This window comes from Jeotgalicoccus sp. S0W5, from assembly GCF_011634875.1.
Classification (GTDB): Bacteria; Bacillota; Bacilli; order Staphylococcales; family Salinicoccaceae; genus Jeotgalicoccus; species Jeotgalicoccus marinus.
Map to the genome: position 1 here is coordinate 755655 of NZ_SIRQ01000003.1, position 20724 is coordinate 776378.

The window sequence follows — 20724 nt, forward strand, 5'->3', positions numbered from 1 at the left end:
TTCATCCTTTCTTAAAATGGCAAATCATCATCCTGTACATTTACTGGTCCTTGATTATTCTGGAACGGATTATCTTCATAAGATGGTTTGCTACCTGTAGTCTGGTTTGCTTGTACGTTGTTAGATTGTTGATAGTTATTTGTACTTTGTTGCTTACGTTCAACGAATGTCACTTGATTTACCATCACATCAGTTGTAAACACTGTTTTTCCGTCTTTATCCTGGTATTGTCCCGTCTGTACAGAACCTGTAATTCCAATCTTTGAACCCTTACTGAAATGTTCTGAGATTATTTCCGCTGTCTTTCCAAATGCTTTACATCTTGGGAAGTCTGATTGATACTCCCCTGATTGCTTATCTTTAAAAGGTCGCTGTACGCCAACATTAAAGTTGACGTAAGCATTTTGATTTTGTGAGTATTTTAATTCGGGATCAGCTGTTAAATTTCCAATTAAATTAATTTGATTCATCTGTCGCACCTTCTTCTTGAGGGTAATCTGCTACGATTTCAGGCATATCTACATAGCTGTCATCATCTGGTGTAATATCCTTGATGTTCTTACCTACACCTTCGTCGTGTGATACTGCTTGTTGCATCTCTACAGATACAGGTAGGTATTTCCACATGTAACGAATGACTGTTTTCTTAGCCATTTCTTCATAATCAGTTGCCCAAGGGCTGTATTTGCTGTTGCCTGCTTTACTTCTCGCTCGGCGTTTCTCAATCTCTGACTTCGGCATATACTCGAATTGATAACCACCATCTTTGAAGTGAGCGACTGCATAAGCACCTTTGAATTGTCCTCTATCGGATTCAGCTGGTACATGCTTCAAATCACTGTGTAAGCCTAATTGGTAGTCAAATTCGTCGTTTTCATAAACTGCATGAGCATAAATTGATTGAATATGTCCTGATCGTCTTGCTAAGTCAATCATTCCTCTGTAACCAATGATGAACGTCACATCAGTTGTACCTTTTTTGTTGTTTCTAAATGGTAAGAAGTAGCAGTGGCCCATTGGTCCAGGCTCAAGTCCAAGTTGTGCTGATTGCATCACTGCACCAAGTAGGCTCGATACATCAGCTTCTTTTAGCTGTGGTGTTGTTCTAATAACCGTTGTCGCCATTCTTGTCATACGCTCAATACTCATGTGTTGCGGTAATGCTTGTGCCATTGCAGGTGCCATTTGGTCGATGTAATCACCTATCGTTTTTGGTTTATTGTTGTTCGCTACTTCGTTTTGTTTTTGAGTTGCTATTTGTTGTTTTAGACTTTCATTTGTACTCATTATTTAATCTCCTCCAAATATTTGAATTTAAGTTCTTTGTTCTTTCTTACACCACTGATATATCTAGAAATTGTTCCTTTGTGAACACCAAAGTGATTGCATGCTTCTATTTCAGAGTCAAAAACCTTAATCACTCTTCCTTCACTGTCAACTTGAGCAACTTTCTTTCTGAACCAATTACCAGCTAACGCTCTTCGCTCGTCAGATAAAACATATTTGCCTTTTTCGACAGCATGACGAATGTTCTCTAAATGAGTAACCCACTCAAGATTTGAAATGTGGTTATTCAACTTGTTGCAATCCTTGTGATTTACTTGTTCTTTATCATCAGGGTTTTCTATAAAATGAGAAGCTACTAATCTAGAAACTAAAAGATGTTTAGCTTTTGAATTCTTAGATAAAGCAATCATTAAGTAACCACTTTGATTTATATAGGGTTTGATAAGCCTCTTGCTCGTATTACTATAAACATCTCCATTTTCATTTATTTGGTATAAATGTTCATAGTCCTTAATCGGCTTAAACATTATTGTTCCTCCTTGATTTGTTTGATTCTTAAAATTCTTGATTCAGTTTCTTTTGTATATTTGTCTAAAGTGTCTTTGCCGTATTCTTCTTCAAGTGCCTTCTTATCGAGTGTTCGTCTAGTCTGAGGTTTCCAAGTTACAATGTAATTTTGAGATGCACCTTTAGTACTGTGTTTCAAGGTGTCTTTGAGTTGGTTTTCGTATTTAGATTGAAGTTCTTTCGTTTCTTTAATTGATGACTTGCATGATTCAATCGCACGAATTAGTGTGTCCGCATCTTCTGACAACTCAACTTGTTCATCATCTATTTCTGAATACATATGATTAATAAAACTCGTCATTGCACCACTACCGTCTATTTCAGGTATTACATTCGCTAATACGTTGTTGTGCCAAAAGTCATATTCAGCTTCAATAATGATGTTGATCAGCTCTTCATCTCGTTCAATCTCTTTCCAAACGAAGTTATTACCACCAATCAACACTGCTATATAGGCTTTCTCATAGCCTGTGACAGCTAGATAATGTTGTACCTGGCATAAGTACTGTGCAGGCACATCATCGCCTTCCCACAGTTCTTTGTTGTATTGAGAAGTAGTTTTGCATTCAAGTAATGCCTTTTCACCAACGACTACTCTGTCTAGGTTTGCTAACATAAAGTCGTGCTTAGGATGCCTTAACATACGGTTATCACGTCTGACTTTTTTACCAGTTCTTCTTTCAAATTCTTTTGCGACAACATCTTCAAGAATGTTCCCAAAGTGGATATAATCGTTATCGATATCTTTCCTTAATTCAGGATTGGTTTTTTCAAGGAACAACTGAGCTTTTGACTTCCATTTGTTCACACCAAGCACAGTACCTGCATCACTACCACCAAGCCCCGTATTACGTTCTCTAAGCCATTCTTCATGCGTTAAATCTTTTACATTTAAGAGTTCTGCCATGATTTCACTTCCTGTGTTAAAATATTGTTATAGTATTTTTTCTTAACGACTGGTCTGCCAACCGGTCGTTTTTTCATGCAATCAGGTACAATTTCCGCTAATTCTTCGATAGTTACTTTAGTATTCCGCATCCTCTAACACCTTCTTCAATACCAGGTAAGCTCGATTTGATACATCACCTTGTGAATGTAGTATTAATAGCTTCTTCTGTGCGTACTTCACTTTGCCTTGTACATCTTCGAAATCACGTTCAACTTCATGTAGTTCATCACTAAGACTACTGATTTCGTCTTGTGAATTTTCCAACTCAACGTTTAAGTTTCCATTTTCTTCTGCTAAGAATTGATTAGTTGCAAACATCAATGTCCAACCTCCTCTATTCCGTAAATATCTGCGTAAACTTCGTTAACGACTGGATCTACAAAATGACTTTTAATCAATAGTGCGGACGTGAATACGATCGCTAAAATGATTGCGTACATGAAGTCTTTTTTCATATGCTTACCTCCTGTATTTGTCGAGAATATCGACTGCTAACTGCCTACCGAGTTCTCGTTTGATATAGATTTTTCTGTCCTTCTGAATCACTGCTTTTTGGAATTTTTCTTCATATAGCAAGTGGTCTTTGAAGTACTGCATTGTGAGCCCAATTTCTTCCGCAAATTCTTTTGGCGTGATGAATAATCGTTCATCTTGTTTTTGGCTAACGATGGACTGTACAATCTCTGCAATCATCGGTTTGAGCTCATCAACTTCTACTACTGTTATCGCCATGTTTATATCCTCCTTTGCATCTTCAGACGTGCATCTCGATTCGCATTGAGTTGTTGTGGTGTGAGTCCGTAATCATTGATTAGGCAGTTTACAAAGCTTGTACCTTCAAACAGCACATCTTGTAATTCAGCTATCATGAGCTTGAGTCCTTCAAGTTCTTGATCAGTTGTATGTTCAGGATGTTTGTCTAAACGATTTGCCTTGAGTACACTCATAAACTCCTCTATTTCACGCTCAATGCGGTACATGAACGCCAGTCTGTGACCGTCGTATACTCTGTCTGATGCGGTCGGTTGTGCATAACCTTCAGTCATCTCATACGCCACATCATTAAGCATCTGAGCATCTGTAGTGTTATTTAGAGCTGCACTGCACATCATCTGTGTGAGTGGTTTTTGTCCGCTCTCTACTCGACTGATATATGATTTATCAACGTGTAGCTCATTCGCTACATCCTGTTGAGTTAAGTTGTTTCTTTGTCTATAACTTGCAATTACATTCGCCATGAATTGTCCTCCAGTCATTTATTTATGATTGATTGTTGATTTGATTAGTCGTTATACTCTATTTAGAGTTAATTAAGTTAGTCGCATAACTGATAACTCATTGGTAAGGCTAGTTGGTCGCTAGTCCTTACCATCCTCTTTTAAGCGTTGCTCTTTCTCCTTTGAGCTAAATTGCTTTAATTCTCCATAAAACATAACTTCGATAGAATCCATCACATATTGAAGGTGGGCTTCTAACCACTCTTCTCTTGTTAATTTCGTTGATTCACTTCCGATTGGTTCATTTGAAATTTCATAGATATCTTTTCTATCGCATATGATTCGTGGAATACTGTCCTTAATTTCTTTTAGGGTTTTAATTTGTTGGTTATCCACTTAAGATGCCTCTCTTTCTATCATTGGTAATACTTCGTTTTGTTTAAGAAGGTCATACAAGAAAAGTCTGCCTTTCTGAGTCCACTTCGTGTGCATTCTTACAGATGTGCTACCGTCTTTATGTTCAATTTCAGTAGTATCTGAGTGAGTTAATCCTTTACTGTGATATTTTGAGTAAAGTAACCACTGTCCAGATTGTTTATATTGAATCTTTAAATCATGTAGAAGTTTGTTTAATGATTGAGCTGACATTCCGTAATCTTTTGCAATTTGCCCGATAGTTACTAAACTTTTGTTTTGTAATATCTTGTCGTAATAACTTGCCTTAGGTTTCAATTCATTAATGCGTTGTTTACTAATTTCTGTTTCTAATCTCAGTTGTTCGTTTTCTTCTTCTTTAGCAACGAGTTCTAATAATGCTTCTTTGTACGTTGTAGGAAGTTTCGGTGCATTGTTCTTCAACTCATCTTCCATTTGATTAAATTTATTGATGTAGTTCATTTTGAAATCGTTATGACCTTGAATATTGAACATGTATAAAGTGAAGCCGTCTTTGGTTAAAAGATATTCTTTTTGGGTACGACCTCTCGAATCTTTGTATTCTGATTCGAAAATCAATGCCCCCACATCTGGGGATATTAAAATTTTCTCTAAATCCCTTTTTACATGGTCATGTCTTTTTGAAAGTTCTTCCGCTACGACTCTGCTACTTACGACAAGACCGAAATCTTCTTTATTTTCGATTTGTATAATAGAGTTCATTTGTTACTTCCTTTCTTTGCTATACTCACCTTATGAAGGTGGTGATAATGATGGTCAAAAAGCGTAAAATGAATGATTTGAGTAGAAGCCTCAACAATTTCTCGAACGATCTAATAGATAAGTACAAAGCTTCGATGATGAAAGAAAGTGAGAAATTAAAATGTTCTAACTGTGGTGAAAAAGGAACAATTAATGTAGAATCTAACCTTTTAAAATGTTCCAACTGTGGTAAGGAATATTCTATTTAGTCATTTTCTTTACAAAATCACTCAATTCATTTAAAGATTCATCTAATTGTTCAGACTTCTTTAGAGAGTCATTCGCTAATGTTTTAAAGTTACTTATATTGCTTCTTATTGCTTTAGCGAAATTATGGATATCATCTTGTTGGTTTGGATCTACGAAACCTTTTGTAAATGTTTTATAATCTCCGTTTCCTAAATTCAGTTTGATTTGAGCCGTTTTCTTCTTCTCAGTAACTCTCTTGATAACAGCTGCAACTGCGATTGAGAGAGTTGCTATTACTAATAACTTTTTCATGTTATCCCTCCTAATTAACTTTGTCGTACGTTTCGCTTACCTCATTTTCAAAAAAAATATGCCATTCGACACCTAAAACTTGTCCTAGTTTCTTTGCACTAGGTACCGTAATACCTCTTAAACCTTGCTCATAGCTTGATATTGTACCTTTAGATAGACCTACTTCTCTCGCTAGACTATCTTGGGTGTATCCTTTTTCTTCACGTAACTCTTTAAGCTTCTCCATTTAGTCACCTCCTTAGTACAACGTTACGTTGTATTTATAATATATAACACTTCGTTGTACTTGTAAAGCGTAAAATACAACATTTCGTAATATTTTTATACTAACTACTACAAAACGTAATACAATTTGATATACTTCTATTTAGAAAGGGTGTGGAACCTATGATTGGCGATAAGTTAGTCGAGCTTAGAAAAAGTAAGAAAAAGACTCAACAGGATATGGCTGATATATTAGGAATCGTAAAAGGGACATACTCATCTTATGAGCAGAATAGAAGAACACCTGATAATGAAATGCAGATTAAAATAGCTGATTACTTCGATATAACATTAGATGAATTAAATGGTAGAACTCCTAAAGAATCATCAGATGATTTTGATGCCTTCATGTTTGAGGATAAAGAAGCATTTGATGCTTTGCCTGAAGAAGTTAAGCAGGAATTAATTAAAGAGATTAATGAAAAGATAGAGTTTCTATCATATAAACAGAAGAATAAAAATAAGTAGGTGTTTACGTGGATTGGAAAAAGTTCATTACTGGAAGCACTACTTCCCATTCCCAAAACAATGAAAATGCTGAACCTACAAGCGACTTAGAATCTTTAGACAACTTTGTTGAAACTCAATATTTTATTAAACGAGCATCAAAGAATTTTTATATCTACGAAGACCTATTGATTCACAAATCGTCTAATAAGAAATATTTCAACACCGCTGAGTTCCAACACTATATAAACAAACATTCTAATTCAGAAAATCCTGTAATGTTTATAGATCACATCGAACAAGGCAAAAAAGAAATAAGAATGCTCAGTAGCTGGACACCTATTACAAATGGTCTAATGATAATCGATAGTTTAAATGTTCACTTTATTTCTTTAGGAAAAAGAATGACTTTAGAAATTATGCCAATACACAAACTTTCTTCAGTTGAAATAGATGTTAATATACTAAAACTGTTTGTTGGGAACAGACATTTATCATTTAAAACAACGGTCAAAAAGGCAAAGTTAATAAAGAAACACATTCAAAATATAAAAACATTATAAGTCTATAAAATGAGATAATCAGGGCATTGCCCTATTATTTATAAAGAAATTTTACATATATTAGAATTATAGGAGGATTGTGTTATGTCAGAGCAAGAAATGAAGTCACAGAAAAAACGTGGCGGGTGTTTGAAGTGGGTATTGATCATTTTCGGTGTACTCATTCTATTAGGCGCTTGTGGTGCGATATTAGGTGGTGGGGATAACGCTACTAATACGACTCCAGAAGAAGCTACAGAAGAAACTGATGAAAATACATCTAGTAAGTCAGAAGAACAGGTAGAAACTGAAAGCGGTGAACAAGAAGAATCTGCATCTGAAGATGAAGAAGTTGTCGAAGAAAATGAAGCTGTTGAAACAGTGGGAATTGGAGATACTTTAACAGTTGACGACCTAGACTTTACAGTTCACGGTGTCACACAACAAGATTCAGTTGGTGATGTAATGACATCTAATGCAAATGACACTTATCTTGTTTTAGACGTAACTGTCACGAACAATCAAAATGAAGCTATCACGATGATGAGTGAGTATTTCAAAATTGTAGATGGTGAAACAGTATATGAACCTGACAGCGTTGCTTCTACTTATGCTAACCAAGCAATCAGTCCTGATAATCTTGGATTGCTTGCAGAAGAATTGAATCCAGGATCTTCACGTGATGCACTAATTGTCTATGATGTAACACAAGAAGTTGTAGACAGTCAGACTAAACAACTACAAGTACAGTCAGGTATATTTGGAACTCAAACAGGGATTATCAATTTACAATAATTTTTCAACCAACTGACCATTGGTTATACAGTGGTCAGTTATAGGATGAACACATATGCTGAGCTTTGTGGAAACACAAAGAAGCCACGGATAAAAAACCGTAGCGGTAACAAAATTGATTAGCCCTGAGTCAGTTGATCAAACTCTCCAAGTTGACGACATGATGAAGGGGATTGATGCAATGAAAGATAATGCAAGAAATAATATTGACGAATTAATAGAACAAACAGCATCTACGTTAAGAAACTATGAGATAAATTCAAATGGTGGATTATCGCCAATTCGTGGTAATAAATGCCCTGCTTATTAGTAATAATAAGCTGAGTACTGGGTGAATTCAAGGGAAACCTAAGTCATATTGATATGGCAACCTTGAGCTAAGCTGATGAATTTCATAAAAGTAATCAGAAAGTGCAACGCATAGATAGTGAGTAGAAAAACAATAACCTATCCACGAGCGCCCAGCATCCTATAATTTCATAATAGCACACTAGCTGACCACTAGTATCCATTTGTGGTCAGTAATTTTTTAAACTTTAAACCGAACATACGTTCTATAATGAAGGGGTTTTTGCATGAGAATCGAACAGAAAGTAAATGACATCGTGGATTTATCCATATTAGATGTACACGATCTGAACATAGAACATTTAGCGTACATGTTTGATGTACACATACTCTACAATCACCAATCTAACTTTTATGTACAGAAAGCAGGTGTAGACATTATCGGGCTTAAATTTGATAAACGGAATGAGATGTTTAAAGCATTTTGTCATGAAGCAGGACACATGTTTTTACATGCGACTCAACAGCACAACATGCCTAGAGCATACAACGAGTACCAAGAAGCAGAAGCTGAAAAGTTTGGACTACTCTTGCAGATGCCAGAAAAGTTAATCACCAAAAACAGACTCTATCAGGCAACGGATTTAATGGCGTATTTTGGCGTGTGTGAGGACGTTGCACTTAAAAGGATAGACATGCTAGTCAATCACTCTAAAGTGTCTGGTATAGAGTTTTAGGAGGGATAGAATGGAACCTAAAAAGGTAAATGGTAAGTGGGGATACAATTTTAGTTATCAAGGCAAACGGTATAGAAAACAAGGTTTTGCGACTAAGAAGGAAGCACAAGCACGTATACAGAAAATAATAACTGATGTAGCTCATGGTGTAGATAGTAGCTCCAATGAATCTCTATTTGATTACTACGAGCGTTGGGTAGACACATATAAGCTGAATATCGTATCAGATAAATCATACAACCGTTTTATCAGTACCTTAAAGAAAATGGAAGATTACTTTCCACCGAATATGCGGCTAAAAGATTTAGACCAAGATCAGTACCAGTCATTTATCAATCACTACGCAGAAGGTTTGACTAAGAATAGTGTGTTGAAGATGCACCAACAGGTAAGAGCATGTTTAGAAGATGCGGTCTACAATGGATTGATTCCACGCAATCCAACATATAGAGCGAAGGTTTGGGGCACAGTGGCTCCTAAAAAGGAAGAATATAAGTATATGCAACTGCAACAATATGTAGATACTAAGGAATACTTTAGGAATAAACGTGCGAAAAGTGCATTGTTATTGTTCATCTCACACGTGACAGGCGGTCGCTTTAGTGAAGTCAACACCATTAAATATGAATACTTCGACTTTGAGAACAACAAACTATTTTTAAATGGTACAAAGACAGAAGCATCACCAAGGACTATTACACTGGCAAGCAATGATATGGCACATATTAAACATGAGATAGAAGCAATGGAATTAGATCAGCAAGAATATATCTTTAATATTGCATACAGGACTGCGAATGATATGTTCAGTCGTGCAAGAGAGTATCTTGGCATCGATAAAGAGATTACAATAAATGCACTAAGACATACTCATTGTAGTTATCTTTACAATCATGGAGTATCTATTCATTACATTAGTAAACGATTAGGACACAAAAGTATTCGAATTACATTAGATGTGTACAATCATATATTTGAAGAAACATATGAGAATGATGAAAGCAATGCTTTAAATATATTAAACACGATGCCAAACGACATAAGTTGACAGGCGATTGTCAGAATCTGCTTGTCAACGACAATGTTGTCAATTTGTTGCCAACTCTACTCATCTTTAATCACTTCTAATCATTCATGCAAATATAATAAAACCCCGTCATATCAACGTTTAACGATGATTTAACGGGGTTTAAGTATTTAATGAACGGAGATGGAGTCATATCAACGTTTAACGATGATTTAACGGGGTTTAAGTATTTAATGAACGGAGATGGAGAGATTTGAACTCTCGCGCCGCTTTCGCGACCTACACCCTTAGCAGGGGCGCCTCTTCAGCCACTTGAGTACATCTCCATAATGGCTCCACAGGTAGGACTCGAACCTACGACCGATCGGTTAACAGCCGATAGCTCTACCACTGAGCTACTGTGGAATATTATGTATCTTTCAAACGAACAATATTTATTATAACAACTCAGCTAAACAATATCAACAATAAATTAATATTAAATAAGAAAAGTTTACAATTTTGTTGAATGTATTAACTATAACTTCAAACTCAATTAATTGTATTAATTTCATCTATGCTTCTCATCAATTTGATATAAGTTGCCTTGGCAGCTTCATTAATATATAACATATCATCTTCTTCTTTTGATTGATGTCTATATAACGATGCTTCACGCTTTTGATTTTTCTTATAATATTTCTCCTTCTCAAGATTGAATTTATAATATAATTTCACTGCATTTAAATATTGCTTATTATAAGAAGCATATGAAATATCCACTACTAATTCCTCATTATTTTCAAACTTGACTAAGGTTTGTCCTCTATAGGGATAATAATTTTGTATGTACTTTAAATTGAACCAACTGTTAGACTGCACCCTATCTGAATGTGTACAAAAATAAATATATGATGCAAATAAATCGATAATTATCGGGTGCTTAGACCTGATCTCAGTCAAACTTCTAGACAACTCTTTTCTAGCTGAATAGCTTTGAGAATGGAGTTTACAGTTATATTCAATCACTTTATTTGGACTTCTAAGACATTTAATAGGATCACCATATAGCTCACAGATTGTACTTTCAACATAACGGCCATCTTCCTTCGCAACTACATACATAGTGTTATCATTTATAGTGTAGTGTTGTCTTGTCATGGGACCTCCAAATTATTTACTTAAAAATAATATAACATATATTTTAAATTTTGTTAACTATTATTAAATACTGTTATATTAACTTATCACATACTTGTCAGAAAATTTGCTTTTACGATTCTCATTATCATTGACCTAATTGAGAATGGTGTGTATACTTTAATTAAGTTAGTAATCGAGAGGGGTTATCAATTATGGGGAGACCTGTATATCCAGCCAATCAATTAAGAGGCTTTCTTAATACTATAAATGATTTATCAGCAGACTTGGTTTTACAAGAATCAATGTACCGTTTTAATTACGACTTATATTCCCGTAAAATCGAAGAATCACTTATAGAAAAAGACGAAGAAAAATTTAATAAGTATACAACTTTAATGAAACAACTATAGAATTTACATAAATAAGCACCAAATTCTCTAATGAGAATTTGGTGCTTTTATCATATATATTCCCACTCTACAGTACTAAATACTTTTAAGAAACTAAGTCTAAAAATTCATCTCTAGTAATACGTCCTAAATAATGACTGATATCAATATCAGACAAGGCCTGATCAATTGCTGCTCTATTATGTTCAACACCAATTAATCGATTTTCAATATCGATGACTTCCCCTACACCAAAGAAGTCTCCAAAGATTTTGGCATGCTCAATACGTCCACCATTTACCTCTAAACGTACATCTAATAATCCAGCGTCGTACTTATGAGAATTATCATAATTATACTTAGGGTTTTTACCATAGTTCCATTCCCAAGTTTGATATTTCTCTTTGGACAATTTATTAATTTTTTCCCAGTCTTCATCTGTTAGCTTATATTCTTCAACATTTTCTAAGCCACCAAATATGTTCGATAAAATTCTCTTCTTAAATTCTTCAATATCGATTTTCTCTTCTAAGTAATCATTGATATTCCCTACTCTAGCGCTAACAGATTTTACGCCCTTAGACTGAATCTTTTTAGGGTTTACTTTCAAGGCATTTTGTACCTCTGAAATATCACTCTCAAGCATCAAAGTACCATGTGAGAACATACGACCTTTTTGTGTGAACATCGCATTCCCTGATACCTTTTTGCCACCTTCAATTTCTATATCATTACGGCCAGATAATTCAGCTTTAACACCCATATCATTTAAAGCATCTACAATCGGCTGGGTGAACTTCTTAAAGTTATGGAAACTATCTCCATCATCCTCAGTAATAAAACTAAAATTCAAGTTACCTTCATCATGGTATACTGCCCCACCACCTGAAACTCTACGGACAACTTTGATACCATGTTCCTCTATATAAGGTACATTAATTTCTTCTATGGTATTTTGATTTTTACCAATGATAATAGAAGGTTGGTTCACGTAAAAAAGAAAATAAGAATCATCTGTTGGAATTTCTCTTAAAATGTACTCCTCCATTGCCAGGTTAATCATAGGATCTGTGATGTCATTATTTGAAATAAATTTCATTTGTATTTCCCCCTGTTTAAAATAAATGACCTGTTACTAATTATAATAGAAACAGGCCATAAAATCACATTACTTTTTCATTATTTTCTCTGCAGTATCTTTAGCAGTCTGAACACAATCCGGTAGCCCTACTGCATAGTGGGAAGCACCGATTAAATGTAAACCTGGATAGGTTTGACTAACATAAGACTGTATATCATCGATCATTCGCCTATGGCCGACAATATAGTTTGGCATGGAATATGGCATCCGCGTCACTATTTCAAACTCCGCTTCACCTTTTATATCCATAATCTTATCTAGATCTTCTCTAGCCAATCTAGCAATATCTGCATCCGAGCGTTCATGAACAATGTAGTCACCTGGTCGTCCAACATAAGCTCTTAATAAAGCCTTACCTTTAGGTGTGGAATGTGCCCATTTTTTATTCGTCCAAGTACAAGCAGTAATTACAGTGTCCATGTTACGACTGATAACGAAGCCTGTACCGTCAATAGCATTTTGAACTTGAGATTCATCGAAGGCCATGACTACAGTTGCAACACTCGTTGCCGGCATGTGATTAAAGTACTCAAATTCCTTATCATCAAACCATCGCTTATATTGGAAGTGCGGTGTTGTAACGATGACTTCATCATAATCACTTGTTTCACCGTTAACAGTCAAGGTATAGCCATGATCATTTTTAGTGATTGCCTCAACATCACTATTGAAATGAATTTTACCGCCCTGTTCCTCGTTTACTTCTACCATGCGGTCGATAAAGGACTGTAAGCCACCTGAAAACTGCAAGAATTGCCCGACTTTCGTTTTCGGTGCTTGTGGTTTATTTCTTCGCTCTAAATTAAGCCCCTTCATCAAACTACCGTAATACGATTCAGTCTTTTTAAAATTTGGATAAGTCGACATTAAACTCAATTGATCAATGTCAGTACTGTAAACACCAGATAAGAGTGGCTCAATCATATTTTCTAAAACTTCATTCCCAAGCCGAGCTCTGAAGAATTCACCAACAGAAATATCTTTATATAAAGGTAAGGCGGTTTTAAAGTAATCCATCGTCGCTCTTAATTTACCCGGCCAAGAAACTAAGTCCGTATCAAGTAAAGATTTAAATTCTAAAGGAACACCTAACATAGTTCCCTTAGGTACAGGGTACAATTGATTTTTAGCATAGATATATGCTTGACCTGTCTGATTCCTTACTAATGTCGTATGAAGCCCTAGTTTCTCTGCTAGTTCAGTCATTACTGTTTTTCTAGCCAGGTAAGACTCTGGTCCTAATTCAATTGTGTAGCCATCTTTTATATGTGTATTGACTTTACCACCCGCTCGATTCGACGCCTCATATAACTCTACCTGACAATCATTACTTTCTTCTAAAAGATAATACATTGCAGAGAGGCCTGTTATACCTGCACCGATTATGGCAACTTTTTTCATTATTACACATCCTGACTATCTAAATTAAAGTTTAACGAGTTCGTTTACCATCGCTTGAATAAAGCGTTCATCTGTATTCGGCATTGTCGGTCTATGGTAAGTTGCACCGATTTCATCAGTTACGACCTTACATTCATAGTCATTATCATAAAGTACTTCTAAATGTTCACATACAAAACCGAGTGGTAAATAAACAAAATGTTCGAATCCATGTTCTTTGTGTAATTCACGAGTAAGGTCTTGAACATCTGGCCCTAACCAAGGATCAGGCGTGTTCCCTTCAGACTGCCAACCTACAAAGTAATGACCTTTATTAAATCGTGCTTTTAATAAGTTCTTAGTCTCTACTAATTGGTCTGGATACGGATCATTATGTTCTTTAATTTTCTCAGGTAAACTGTGTGCACTCACAACAATTGCAGTTTTACTCTGTTCTTCTTCAGGAATTTCTTTAAACGTACCTTCTAAAGCATCCACCCAGAAATCTATAAATGGTGTTTGCTCGTAAAATGATTCGACAGATTTAACCGTCATACCATATTTTTCAGCTTCTTCTTTGGCACGTTTATTATAAGAACCGACTGAGAAATTAGAATAATGCGGTGCTAAAACAACCGTATGAATTTCTTTAATTCCACGTTCACTAATTTCTTTTACACTATCTTCAATGAAAGGATGAATATGTTTTAAGCCAATAAACAGCTCGTACTCATCATCACTTTGTTTGTTCAGTACTTCTACTAATGCATTTGCTTGGCGTTCTGTTGTATCTGCTAAAGGAGAAATACCACCGATTGCTTCATAGCGATCCTTTAAGTCTTGTAAAGCTTCTTCACTTGGTTTTCTACCATGTCTAATATGCGTATAGTATGGTTCAATATCCGATTCTTTGTAAGGCGTTCCGTACGCCATAACTAATAATGCTTTTTTTTCACTCATTTTAAAATCACAGTCCTTTACTATATGTGTGTACTAGTTCAGTTAAACGTTTTAGTACTTCTGGATTCACTTCTGGGAATACCCCATGTCCAAGGTTGAAGATGTGCCCTGTTCTTTGCCCTTCTTCAACAATTTTCTTGGCACGTTCTTCAATAATATTCCAGTCGGATAAGAGAATCGCTGGATCTAAGTTTCCTTGTAAAGCTTTAGTAATTCCAAGTTCACGTGCTTCAGTAATTGACATTCTCCAGTCGAGTCCAAGCACGTCACTACCTAATTTGTCCCATTCTGTAGCTAGGTGACTTGCACCGACTCCAAAAATGATAACTGGCACATTTTGTGCTTTTACTGCCTTAATAATACGTTTCATACCCGGTGCAAGATAGTAGTTATAGTCAGCTTTATTAAGGGCACCACCCCATGAATCAAATATCTGAATAATGCCAGCACCTGCTTTAATCTGTGCTGTTAAGTAAGTAATGCTTGTTTCAACTAGCTTATCCATCAATTTAAACCACAGCTCTGGCTGTGTATACATCATTGTTTTAGTTTTGTGATAATTTTTTGATGGACCGCCCTCAATCATATAGCTCGCTACAGTAAACGGTGCACCGCAGAAGCCAATTAAAGGGACATTTAACTTTTCTTGAGTTAGAATTTGGATCGCCTTATATACATAATCTAAGTCTTTAAAGGGGTCTAGCTCTCCTAGTTTTTCTACATCTTGAATTGTTCGAATCGGATTCTCTATTACTGGACCAATACCAGCTTTAATATCCACATCAATTCCAATTGGTGCAAGTGGCGTGATGATGTCCTTATAAAGTACCGCAGCATCAACATTATAGTTGTCTACTGGTGTCGCAGTTAGATAGGCAGTGAGTTCAGGTTGTTTAGTAATTTCAATCAGTGAATACTTCTCTTTCACTTTATTATATTCTGGCTGTGAACGCCCAACCTGTCTCATAAACCAAACCGGCGTATGCTCTGTTTTCTCGCCGCGCGCTGCCCGAATGATAGTATCATTAAACACAGTGTTTCCCCCTATTAATATTTTTTTATACACTATAGTATTTTATCACATTCATTAGAACTATTATTATTTAGCTCGAAGTTGTCAAAAATTCGTTCTATTTGTGACTATGTTTAAAGTCACTATTGAGCAGGTATATAAAAATTAATAAGACTTTATGAGGTGAAGAAATTGTATTTGCATTTAACAACAGGCACATTAGATTATTTAACATCTCTTCATGAGAAATATGACCAAACATCCATTAGCTCAAGAGGTACTGATGCTATTTTGTACTATGAAGATAATAATGAAGACTCAGTATTCTCCACTAAAATGACATATGAGATTTTTGAAAATATGGGTGGTCTCGATGCAGATGGACCGATGACAATGTATTATATCCCTTCTGCAGGAGATGGATTCCACTCACTCCGTGCACATGTTTTAGATTTAGCGAAAGCATTAGCTGACATAAATGGCGTTCTTGCATATCGTGTTGGGGTCAATGAGAAAAAAGAAACTTATATGATACTAATTAAATGGGCAGACTTATCTATTTACGATGACTTTAAATATACGGATATTCACGAACAATACCTGACAACAGAGGCTCTTAAAAAATTCCGTACAGAAGAGTCGCTCTTTGGAGATTTCTTATCATCTAAAACCTATTACACAATTAATGAAAATGTCTTCTCTGACGAAGAAAAAGAAGAACTGAGTGATTAATCACTTAGTTCTTCTTCTTTTTTGTAAATTGATCTTGATAAGAATCTGTTCAACACATGACCCCATAACGGGAATAATAGTCCTATATAAAAATACTCAGATTCTACAATAATAAACATTAATGTGAAGATTATAGATATCAATAGAACCATTTTATGAGAATACCTAATGTAACTATCTTGAATGTATGAACGATTTACTGGCCATATTTTTGGCCATAAAAGATAGGCTTGATTCGTATAAATTTGAGACATCTGCAAGACAATAATATAAATACCAAACAGTGAAAATACGAGTGAAATATAAAAGTTTGAAATCCAAAACATAATGATAAAGAATAATATGATAATTCTAAGCACAATCATAGGTAAATCATGATCTCTTAGAAAAGAACGGTAAAATAGATACTCATACATATTTTTCTTATTAAACTTTTCACCCTTCATATCTGGTAATAATAGATCTAAATATGCGCGTCGCTTAAAGCTCTTATCAATTTGTTTTACATTCGTAAACATGCTGACCACTTGGAAATAAGCGTGTGACTCCTCTTGTTCATAGGCTGTATAATTCAACCATGATAAGGTCTTAAAACGTATTTTCCTCACACTGACTTGACTAAGGACAACAATAGCGAGTGCTAAAATAATGAACAATGAATGCTGTTGAATTAAAAATAAGCTAACAAAGTTTAATACGAATAAAATTAAATTTACCATCCACTTTTTCAGCTCAGTATTAACTGCTAATCTCTTAATCGAAAACGTATTGAAGTACAAGATCAATGCAACAAAGAAAAAGAGGATAATATGAGTTAGGTCATGACCAATTGTTAAGAGAATCATTACTGCAATAGACACTGCAATTGGCGGAACAATACCGAGTGACAAACTGTAAATATCTGCCCGTTTAAAATAGGCAGTCATATGCTTTTCATAAGGTGGTAAGAACAACATGTCCGCTTCTTTTAATAAACTTCTATATTTTGGGTTTATAAAAATGGAAAGTACAATCGCACAGATTAAATCAATGTGTATTCCTGGACTTAGAGTTTCTCTCAAGCCGAGTAAGGTATATAACATGACACCTGCAGCAATCATTAAAAATACTAAAAAGTGACTGTTAAATATAAACTTTCCATAATAGCTCCTTAATTTGATGTCTTCGGTCATTCGTCCTTCAAATAACGCTTTACTCATGGTGATTACCACCAGTGAGTTTGATATAGACATCATCAAGCGTCCCATTCGGCAAGTGAGTTAACGCTCTTAACTCCTCTAAATTACCATCGGCAATTTTACGACCTTTATCTATTATGATATATCGATCACAGTATCGTTCAGCTGTCGATAAAATATGTGTACTCATTAACATTGATCGGTTTTCTTCTCTTTCAGAAATCATGAGTTCAATAAGTGATTCAATTCCTAATGGGTCTAGCCCTAAAAAAGGCTCATCTATAATATAAAGATCTGGTTCAGCAATGAAGGCACAGATGAGCATAACTTTTTGTTTCATCCCCTTGGAAAAATGACTAGGAAATGTATCTTCCTTATCATCCAGCCTAAATCTTTTTAAAAGTGGACCCTTTCTTTCTTCAACTTGTTCAGGTGTAAGGCCATAAGCCATCGCTGTCATATTGATGTGCTCTTTAAGTGTTAACTCTTCGTAGAGTATTGGAGTTTCAGGGATATAACCTAGATGTCGCCGATAAGCTTCTACATCATCTTCTAATGTACGTTCCATGACCTTTATTGATCCGGAATGCGGTCTTAATAGACCTAAGATATGTTTAATTGTGGTACTTTTACCGGCACCATTTAAACCAATGAGACCAATGATTTCCCCACGTTTTATATCTAATGAAATATCATGAATGACAGGTTCCTTTGAATAGCCACCTGTTAGATTTTTTATATTTAAGACCATTGTTTGACTTCCTTTTAAATCGTTCTAATTATTTGTATACTGATACTTAAGTAAAACTATATCATAAAGAGAGCTATGGAGGATATTGAGATGACTAAGACTATTTTTGAAAAAATTATCGACAGAGAAGTACCCGCAAATATTATTTATGAAGACGATGATGTCATTGCATTTATGGATGCCTTTCCAGTTGCTAAGGGGCACACACTTGTCGTCCCTAAAAAAGTAATAGAAAATATTTACAACCTAGATGATGAAACAGGTGCAAAAGTAATCAAGGTTGTCACAAAAGTGGCTAATGCAGTCAAAGACGCGTTTAACCCTGACGGACTTAACGTTGTTCAAAACAACGGTGCTTACGCATCACAATCAGTCTTCCATCTACACTTCCATATCATCCCGAGATATAAAGAAGCACATGATGGTTTTGGTTATAAGTGGGTTGACTTACCTGAAGAAGAGAACTCTACCGATGTTCGCAGTGAAGTAGCTGATGCAATTAAAAATTCATTAAATGCATAACTAACGCCGAGACAGGGTATGTAAGAAACAATGAGAGGTGTATAATATGAAACTTAAAAATATCGGAGTCGGCTTTACTGTTGGATTAACTGGAGGTTTACTTATTGCATTCTTGAACGCTCCTAAGTCCGGTAAAGCCTTACAAAATTCATTAGCATCTGGCACTAATGATTTACAGTCAGGTCTTAATCAGTTAAAAATCGAAGGTGACGAAATCAAAAATGCTTTCCTTAAAACAAAGCATGAATCAAGTGAGGTTTTCTCAACACTTGGAGATGAAGTTAAAACGATGATTTCTAACTTCCAAGCAGACATCAACCCAAATATTGAACGTTTACAGACTAATATTGAAAATGTTCAAAACCGTGTAGATGGCGCTTTAGAAGGCCCACCAAGTAAGAAAGATCAATCGGAAACTGAAGAAAAATAACAGACTATTTAAACATCAGGCAGCTTACGTTTGTATGCTGCCTTTTTTGTGTGTTATATTATTTCTTGTATATGCAACTAGGAGGAGAATTTGAGATGAAGAAGAAATTAGCACCTTTTATTTTAGGGATTGGCTTGGTCAGTCTAGCTGCTTGTAGTAATGATAGCAGTGAAAGTAATGAATCTGAAGAAAATACAGACCAAGGTGAAGTTGAATACGGAGATGTTCTAGCTTCAAGTAAAGCTGGTGATATTACTACAGACGATGTATTAAATCAAATTGGTACGAATCAAGTCGCTAATCAGACTTTCCAATTAGTATTAGACCAAATCCTTTCTGATAAGTACTCAGAAGAAATTGATAGAGAAGAGTTAACAGCACAAGTAGAAGAAGAAATTGAACAATATGGTGGAGAAGAAAACTTTTCCATGATGTTACAACAATCTCAACCAGGAATGACAGTTGATTCTTATAAACAACAGCGCATTTCTAACGCATATAACGATTTATATTTTGCGGATTACTTAGAAATAACTGATGAAGAAGCATTTGAAAATGTCAGAAAAGCATCTCACATTCTCGTTTCATTCGGTGAAGAAGGCGAAGCACCCGCAGAAGATGAAGAAAACGCGGAAGAAAGTTTGACTAAAGAAGAAGCAAAACAAAAAGCAGATGACCTGAAAGCCCAATTAGATGAAGGTGCTGACTTCAAAGAACTTGCTAAAGAAAACTCAGATGATACAGGTAGTGCACAAAATGGTGGTGACCTTGGTTATGTACCAGAAGGACAAATGGTTGAAGAATTTGAAACTGCACTATTTGATTTAGAAGCTGGTGAGATTTCAGAACCAGTCGAATCACAGTTTGGTTACCATATTATACTTCGTGAAGATGCCACACTGGAAGATACACCAAAAGAAGAATTAAACACAATTAAGGCGCAACTTGTTAACCAGAGCATTCAAGAAGATCCACAACAAGCACTAAAAGCATATGAAGATCTTCTAGAAGAATATGAAGTAGAGTTTGAAAATGAAGAAATTCAAACATATATTGAAGACACCTTCCTAAATGCGAATGAAGCACTGGAAAACGCTCAAACTGAAGATCCAGCAGCCGAAGAAGAAAATGCTGGAGAGCCTAGTAAAGAAAATGAAGAATCAACCGACAGTGAGTCCGGTGAAAATGCTGAATCAGGCGAAGATAGCGAGTCTTCTGAGGACGCTGAGTAAGTAAGTATCCACCCGTATAACGGGTGGCTTTTTTTCAGCCCTATAAGGGCTCATTCC

Annotated in this window: 31 protein-coding genes and 2 tRNA genes; 11 read left to right on the forward strand and 22 right to left on the reverse strand. The window is 35.5% G+C overall.

The window, feature by feature from the left end; all coding sequences use genetic code 11:
• Positions 1 to 11 precede the first annotated feature (11 nt).
• The 13 genes from EYB29_RS06260 to EYB29_RS06320 all read right to left on the reverse strand — a co-directional run bounded on the left by EYB29_RS06260 (position 12) and on the right by EYB29_RS06320 (position 5944).
• Positions 12 to 470, reverse strand: coding sequence for a single-stranded DNA-binding protein (locus EYB29_RS06260; protein WP_166626917.1), 459 nt, complete (start codon positions 468 to 470; stop codon positions 12 to 14).
• Positions 457 to 1287 (reverse strand): recombination protein RecT, encoded by an 831-nt coding sequence (gene recT, locus EYB29_RS06265; RefSeq protein ID WP_166626877.1) that lies wholly within the window; start codon positions 1285 to 1287, stop codon positions 457 to 459. The genes EYB29_RS06260 and recT overlap by 14 nt, the downstream gene beginning before the upstream one ends.
• A complete protein-coding gene (locus EYB29_RS06270; protein ID WP_166626878.1) occupies positions 1287 to 1814 on the reverse strand; it encodes an HNH endonuclease in 528 nt (175 codons plus the stop codon). Before EYB29_RS06270 ends, recT begins: the two co-directional genes overlap by 1 nt.
• Positions 1814 to 2761, reverse strand: a complete 948-nt coding sequence (locus tag EYB29_RS06275; protein WP_166626879.1) for a YqaJ viral recombinase family nuclease — start codon at positions 2759 to 2761, stop codon at positions 1814 to 1816. Before EYB29_RS06275 ends, EYB29_RS06270 begins: the two co-directional genes overlap by 1 nt.
• Positions 2746 to 2892, reverse strand: coding sequence for a hypothetical protein (locus EYB29_RS06280; RefSeq protein ID WP_166626880.1), 147 nt, complete (start codon positions 2890 to 2892; stop codon positions 2746 to 2748). The genes EYB29_RS06275 and EYB29_RS06280 overlap by 16 nt, the downstream gene beginning before the upstream one ends.
• The gene (locus EYB29_RS06285) at positions 2879 to 3124 is read right to left on the reverse strand and encodes a hypothetical protein (protein WP_166626881.1); all 246 of its coding nucleotides are present in this window, start codon (positions 3122 to 3124) and stop codon (positions 2879 to 2881) included. The genes EYB29_RS06280 and EYB29_RS06285 overlap by 14 nt, the downstream gene beginning before the upstream one ends.
• Entirely contained in the window at positions 3121 to 3258 is a 138-nt protein-coding gene (locus tag EYB29_RS06290) for a hypothetical protein (RefSeq protein ID WP_166626882.1), read from the reverse strand. The genes EYB29_RS06285 and EYB29_RS06290 overlap by 4 nt, the downstream gene beginning before the upstream one ends.
• Positions 3259 to 3262: 4 nt before the next feature.
• On the reverse strand, positions 3263 to 3535 hold the full coding sequence (locus tag EYB29_RS06295) for a hypothetical protein (RefSeq protein WP_166626883.1): 273 nt from the start codon (positions 3533 to 3535) through the stop codon (positions 3263 to 3265).
• 2 nt (positions 3536 to 3537) lie between these two features.
• Complete coding sequence (locus EYB29_RS06300) at positions 3538 to 4041, reverse strand: helix-turn-helix domain-containing protein (protein WP_166626884.1); 504 nt, start codon at positions 4039 to 4041, stop codon at positions 3538 to 3540.
• Between the two features lie 120 nt (positions 4042 to 4161).
• Positions 4162 to 4416, reverse strand: coding sequence for a hypothetical protein (locus EYB29_RS06305; RefSeq protein WP_166626885.1), 255 nt, complete (start codon positions 4414 to 4416; stop codon positions 4162 to 4164).
• Positions 4417 to 5178 (reverse strand): phage regulatory protein/antirepressor Ant, encoded by a 762-nt coding sequence (locus EYB29_RS06310; protein ID WP_166626886.1) that lies wholly within the window; start codon positions 5176 to 5178, stop codon positions 4417 to 4419.
• Positions 5179 to 5418: 240 nt separating this feature from the next.
• Complete coding sequence (locus EYB29_RS06315; protein WP_166626887.1) at positions 5419 to 5718, reverse strand: hypothetical protein; 300 nt, start codon at positions 5716 to 5718, stop codon at positions 5419 to 5421.
• A 10-nt stretch (positions 5719 to 5728) separates the two neighbouring features.
• Entirely contained in the window at positions 5729 to 5944 is a 216-nt protein-coding gene (locus EYB29_RS06320) for a helix-turn-helix transcriptional regulator (RefSeq protein ID WP_166626888.1), read from the reverse strand.
• Between the two features lie 161 nt (positions 5945 to 6105).
• On the opposite strand from EYB29_RS06320, the gene EYB29_RS06325 reads away from it, so the two are divergent.
• From EYB29_RS06325 to EYB29_RS06345, 6 genes are all read left to right on the forward strand, one after another.
• A complete protein-coding gene (locus EYB29_RS06325) occupies positions 6106 to 6450 on the forward strand; it encodes a helix-turn-helix domain-containing protein (protein ID WP_166626889.1) in 345 nt (114 codons plus the stop codon).
• Between the two features lie 8 nt (positions 6451 to 6458).
• Positions 6459 to 6992, forward strand: coding sequence for a hypothetical protein (locus EYB29_RS06330; protein ID WP_166626890.1), 534 nt, complete (start codon positions 6459 to 6461; stop codon positions 6990 to 6992).
• Between the two features lie 84 nt (positions 6993 to 7076).
• Positions 7077 to 7766 carry a DUF4352 domain-containing protein gene (locus tag EYB29_RS06335; protein WP_240921836.1) on the forward strand — a complete coding sequence of 230 codons (690 nt, stop codon included), beginning with the start codon at positions 7077 to 7079 and terminating at the stop codon, positions 7764 to 7766.
• Between the two features lie 181 nt (positions 7767 to 7947).
• Positions 7948 to 8076: a hypothetical protein gene (locus tag EYB29_RS11645; protein ID WP_256370653.1), complete on the forward strand. Its 129-nt coding sequence runs from the start codon at positions 7948 to 7950 to the stop codon at positions 8074 to 8076.
• A 265-nt stretch (positions 8077 to 8341) separates the two neighbouring features.
• The gene (locus EYB29_RS06340) at positions 8342 to 8791 is read left to right on the forward strand and encodes an ImmA/IrrE family metallo-endopeptidase (protein WP_166626891.1); all 450 of its coding nucleotides are present in this window, start codon (positions 8342 to 8344) and stop codon (positions 8789 to 8791) included.
• Between the two features lie 10 nt (positions 8792 to 8801).
• Positions 8802 to 9839: a tyrosine-type recombinase/integrase gene (locus EYB29_RS06345; RefSeq protein WP_166626892.1), complete on the forward strand. Its 1038-nt coding sequence runs from the start codon at positions 8802 to 8804 to the stop codon at positions 9837 to 9839.
• Positions 9840 to 10056: 217 nt separating this feature from the next.
• On the opposite strand, the gene EYB29_RS06350 is transcribed toward EYB29_RS06345, so the two are convergent.
• The 3 genes from EYB29_RS06350 to EYB29_RS06360 all read right to left on the reverse strand — a co-directional run bounded on the left by EYB29_RS06350 (position 10057) and on the right by EYB29_RS06360 (position 10958).
• A tRNA-Ser gene (locus tag EYB29_RS06350) sits at positions 10057 to 10144 on the reverse strand.
• Between the two features lie 4 nt (positions 10145 to 10148).
• Positions 10149 to 10223: transfer RNA gene (locus tag EYB29_RS06355), tRNA-Asn, on the reverse strand.
• Positions 10224 to 10349: 126 nt separating this feature from the next.
• A complete protein-coding gene (locus EYB29_RS06360; RefSeq protein WP_051220479.1) occupies positions 10350 to 10958 on the reverse strand; it encodes a competence protein ComK in 609 nt (202 codons plus the stop codon).
• Between the two features lie 194 nt (positions 10959 to 11152).
• Here EYB29_RS06360 and EYB29_RS06365 point away from each other — a divergent pair, with 194 nt between their 5' ends.
• Positions 11153 to 11350, forward strand: coding sequence for an IDEAL domain-containing protein (locus tag EYB29_RS06365; protein WP_026866592.1), 198 nt, complete (start codon positions 11153 to 11155; stop codon positions 11348 to 11350).
• An 85-nt stretch (positions 11351 to 11435) separates the two neighbouring features.
• On the opposite strand, the gene lplA is transcribed toward EYB29_RS06365, so the two are convergent.
• The 4 genes from lplA to hemE form a co-directional block, all read right to left on the reverse strand.
• Complete coding sequence (lplA, locus tag EYB29_RS06370; RefSeq protein WP_026866591.1) at positions 11436 to 12428, reverse strand: lipoate--protein ligase; 993 nt, start codon at positions 12426 to 12428, stop codon at positions 11436 to 11438.
• Between the two features lie 69 nt (positions 12429 to 12497).
• The gene (gene hemY, locus EYB29_RS06375) at positions 12498 to 13871 is read right to left on the reverse strand and encodes a protoporphyrinogen oxidase (RefSeq protein ID WP_205710595.1); all 1374 of its coding nucleotides are present in this window, start codon (positions 13869 to 13871) and stop codon (positions 12498 to 12500) included.
• Positions 13872 to 13895: 24 nt separating this feature from the next.
• A complete protein-coding gene (gene hemH, locus EYB29_RS06380; protein ID WP_026866589.1) occupies positions 13896 to 14810 on the reverse strand; it encodes a ferrochelatase in 915 nt (304 codons plus the stop codon).
• Between the two features lie 7 nt (positions 14811 to 14817).
• A complete protein-coding gene (hemE, locus tag EYB29_RS06385; RefSeq protein ID WP_026866588.1) occupies positions 14818 to 15843 on the reverse strand; it encodes a uroporphyrinogen decarboxylase in 1026 nt (341 codons plus the stop codon).
• Positions 15844 to 16005: 162 nt separating this feature from the next.
• Here hemE and EYB29_RS06390 point away from each other — a divergent pair, with 162 nt between their 5' ends.
• Positions 16006 to 16554, forward strand: a complete 549-nt coding sequence (locus EYB29_RS06390; protein ID WP_166626893.1) for a hypothetical protein — start codon at positions 16006 to 16008, stop codon at positions 16552 to 16554.
• Here the strand turns inward: EYB29_RS06390 and EYB29_RS06395 are convergent.
• Positions 16551 to 17753 (reverse strand): ABC transporter permease, encoded by a 1203-nt coding sequence (locus EYB29_RS06395; protein ID WP_026866586.1) that lies wholly within the window; start codon positions 17751 to 17753, stop codon positions 16551 to 16553. The genes EYB29_RS06390 and EYB29_RS06395 overlap by 4 nt on opposite strands.
• Positions 17746 to 18483 (reverse strand): ABC transporter ATP-binding protein, encoded by a 738-nt coding sequence (locus tag EYB29_RS06400; protein ID WP_166626894.1) that lies wholly within the window; start codon positions 18481 to 18483, stop codon positions 17746 to 17748. Before EYB29_RS06400 ends, EYB29_RS06395 begins: the two co-directional genes overlap by 8 nt.
• Positions 18484 to 18573: 90 nt before the next feature.
• Between EYB29_RS06400 and EYB29_RS06405 the strand changes: the two genes are divergently transcribed.
• The 3 genes from EYB29_RS06405 (at position 18574) to EYB29_RS06415 (ending at position 20667) form a co-directional block, all read left to right on the forward strand.
• The gene (locus EYB29_RS06405) at positions 18574 to 19005 is read left to right on the forward strand and encodes an HIT family protein (protein ID WP_026866584.1); all 432 of its coding nucleotides are present in this window, start codon (positions 18574 to 18576) and stop codon (positions 19003 to 19005) included.
• 46 nt (positions 19006 to 19051) lie between these two features.
• A complete protein-coding gene (locus EYB29_RS06410; RefSeq protein WP_051220478.1) occupies positions 19052 to 19435 on the forward strand; it encodes a YtxH domain-containing protein in 384 nt (127 codons plus the stop codon).
• Positions 19436 to 19530: 95 nt separating this feature from the next.
• On the forward strand, positions 19531 to 20667 hold the full coding sequence (locus EYB29_RS06415; protein WP_026866583.1) for a peptidylprolyl isomerase: 1137 nt from the start codon (positions 19531 to 19533) through the stop codon (positions 20665 to 20667).
• Positions 20668 to 20724 lie beyond the last annotated feature (57 nt).

Excerpts from the sequence above, each read along its gene's own strand:
- EYB29_RS06260 (WP_166626917.1), bottom strand. The coding sequence starts at position 470 with ATGAATCAAATTAATTTAATTGGAAATTTAACAGCTGATCCCGAATTA.
- recT (WP_166626877.1), bottom strand. The coding sequence starts at position 1,287 with ATGAGTACAAATGAAAGTCTAAAACAACAAATAGCAACTCAAAAACAA.
- EYB29_RS06270 (WP_166626878.1), bottom strand. The coding sequence starts at position 1,814 with ATGTTTAAGCCGATTAAGGACTATGAACATTTATACCAAATAAATGAA.
- EYB29_RS06275 (WP_166626879.1), bottom strand. The coding sequence starts at position 2,761 with ATGGCAGAACTCTTAAATGTAAAAGATTTAACGCATGAAGAATGGCTT.
- EYB29_RS06280 (WP_166626880.1), bottom strand. The coding sequence starts at position 2,892 with ATGCGGAATACTAAAGTAACTATCGAAGAATTAGCGGAAATTGTACCT.
- EYB29_RS06290 (WP_166626882.1), bottom strand. The coding sequence starts at position 3,258 with ATGAAAAAAGACTTCATGTACGCAATCATTTTAGCGATCGTATTCACG.
- EYB29_RS06295 (WP_166626883.1), bottom strand. The coding sequence starts at position 3,535 with ATGGCGATAACAGTAGTAGAAGTTGATGAGCTCAAACCGATGATTGCA.
- EYB29_RS06300 (WP_166626884.1), bottom strand. The coding sequence starts at position 4,041 with ATGGCGAATGTAATTGCAAGTTATAGACAAAGAAACAACTTAACTCAA.
- EYB29_RS06310 (WP_166626886.1), bottom strand. The coding sequence starts at position 5,178 with ATGAACTCTATTATACAAATCGAAAATAAAGAAGATTTCGGTCTTGTC.
- EYB29_RS06315 (WP_166626887.1), bottom strand. The coding sequence starts at position 5,718 with ATGAAAAAGTTATTAGTAATAGCAACTCTCTCAATCGCAGTTGCAGCT.
- EYB29_RS06320 (WP_166626888.1), bottom strand. The coding sequence starts at position 5,944 with ATGGAGAAGCTTAAAGAGTTACGTGAAGAAAAAGGATACACCCAAGAT.
- EYB29_RS06325 (WP_166626889.1), top strand. The coding sequence starts at position 6,106 with ATGATTGGCGATAAGTTAGTCGAGCTTAGAAAAAGTAAGAAAAAGACT.
- EYB29_RS06335 (WP_240921836.1), top strand. The coding sequence starts at position 7,077 with ATGTCAGAGCAAGAAATGAAGTCACAGAAAAAACGTGGCGGGTGTTTG.
- EYB29_RS11645 (WP_256370653.1), top strand. The coding sequence starts at position 7,948 with ATGAAAGATAATGCAAGAAATAATATTGACGAATTAATAGAACAAACA.
- EYB29_RS06340 (WP_166626891.1), top strand. The coding sequence starts at position 8,342 with ATGAGAATCGAACAGAAAGTAAATGACATCGTGGATTTATCCATATTA.
- EYB29_RS06345 (WP_166626892.1), top strand. The coding sequence starts at position 8,802 with ATGGAACCTAAAAAGGTAAATGGTAAGTGGGGATACAATTTTAGTTAT.
- EYB29_RS06360 (WP_051220479.1), bottom strand. The coding sequence starts at position 10,958 with ATGACAAGACAACACTACACTATAAATGATAACACTATGTATGTAGTT.
- EYB29_RS06365 (WP_026866592.1), top strand. The coding sequence starts at position 11,153 with ATGGGGAGACCTGTATATCCAGCCAATCAATTAAGAGGCTTTCTTAAT.
- lplA (WP_026866591.1), bottom strand. The coding sequence starts at position 12,428 with ATGAAATTTATTTCAAATAATGACATCACAGATCCTATGATTAACCTG.
- hemY (WP_205710595.1), bottom strand. The coding sequence starts at position 13,871 with ATGAAAAAAGTTGCCATAATCGGTGCAGGTATAACAGGCCTCTCTGCA.
- hemH (WP_026866589.1), bottom strand. The coding sequence starts at position 14,810 with ATGAGTGAAAAAAAAGCATTATTAGTTATGGCGTACGGAACGCCTTAC.
- EYB29_RS06395 (WP_026866586.1), bottom strand. The coding sequence starts at position 17,753 with ATGAGTAAAGCGTTATTTGAAGGACGAATGACCGAAGACATCAAATTA.
- EYB29_RS06400 (WP_166626894.1), bottom strand. The coding sequence starts at position 18,483 with ATGGTCTTAAATATAAAAAATCTAACAGGTGGCTATTCAAAGGAACCT.
- EYB29_RS06405 (WP_026866584.1), top strand. The coding sequence starts at position 18,574 with ATGACTAAGACTATTTTTGAAAAAATTATCGACAGAGAAGTACCCGCA.
- EYB29_RS06410 (WP_051220478.1), top strand. The coding sequence starts at position 19,052 with ATGAAACTTAAAAATATCGGAGTCGGCTTTACTGTTGGATTAACTGGA.
- EYB29_RS06415 (WP_026866583.1), top strand. The coding sequence starts at position 19,531 with ATGAAGAAGAAATTAGCACCTTTTATTTTAGGGATTGGCTTGGTCAGT.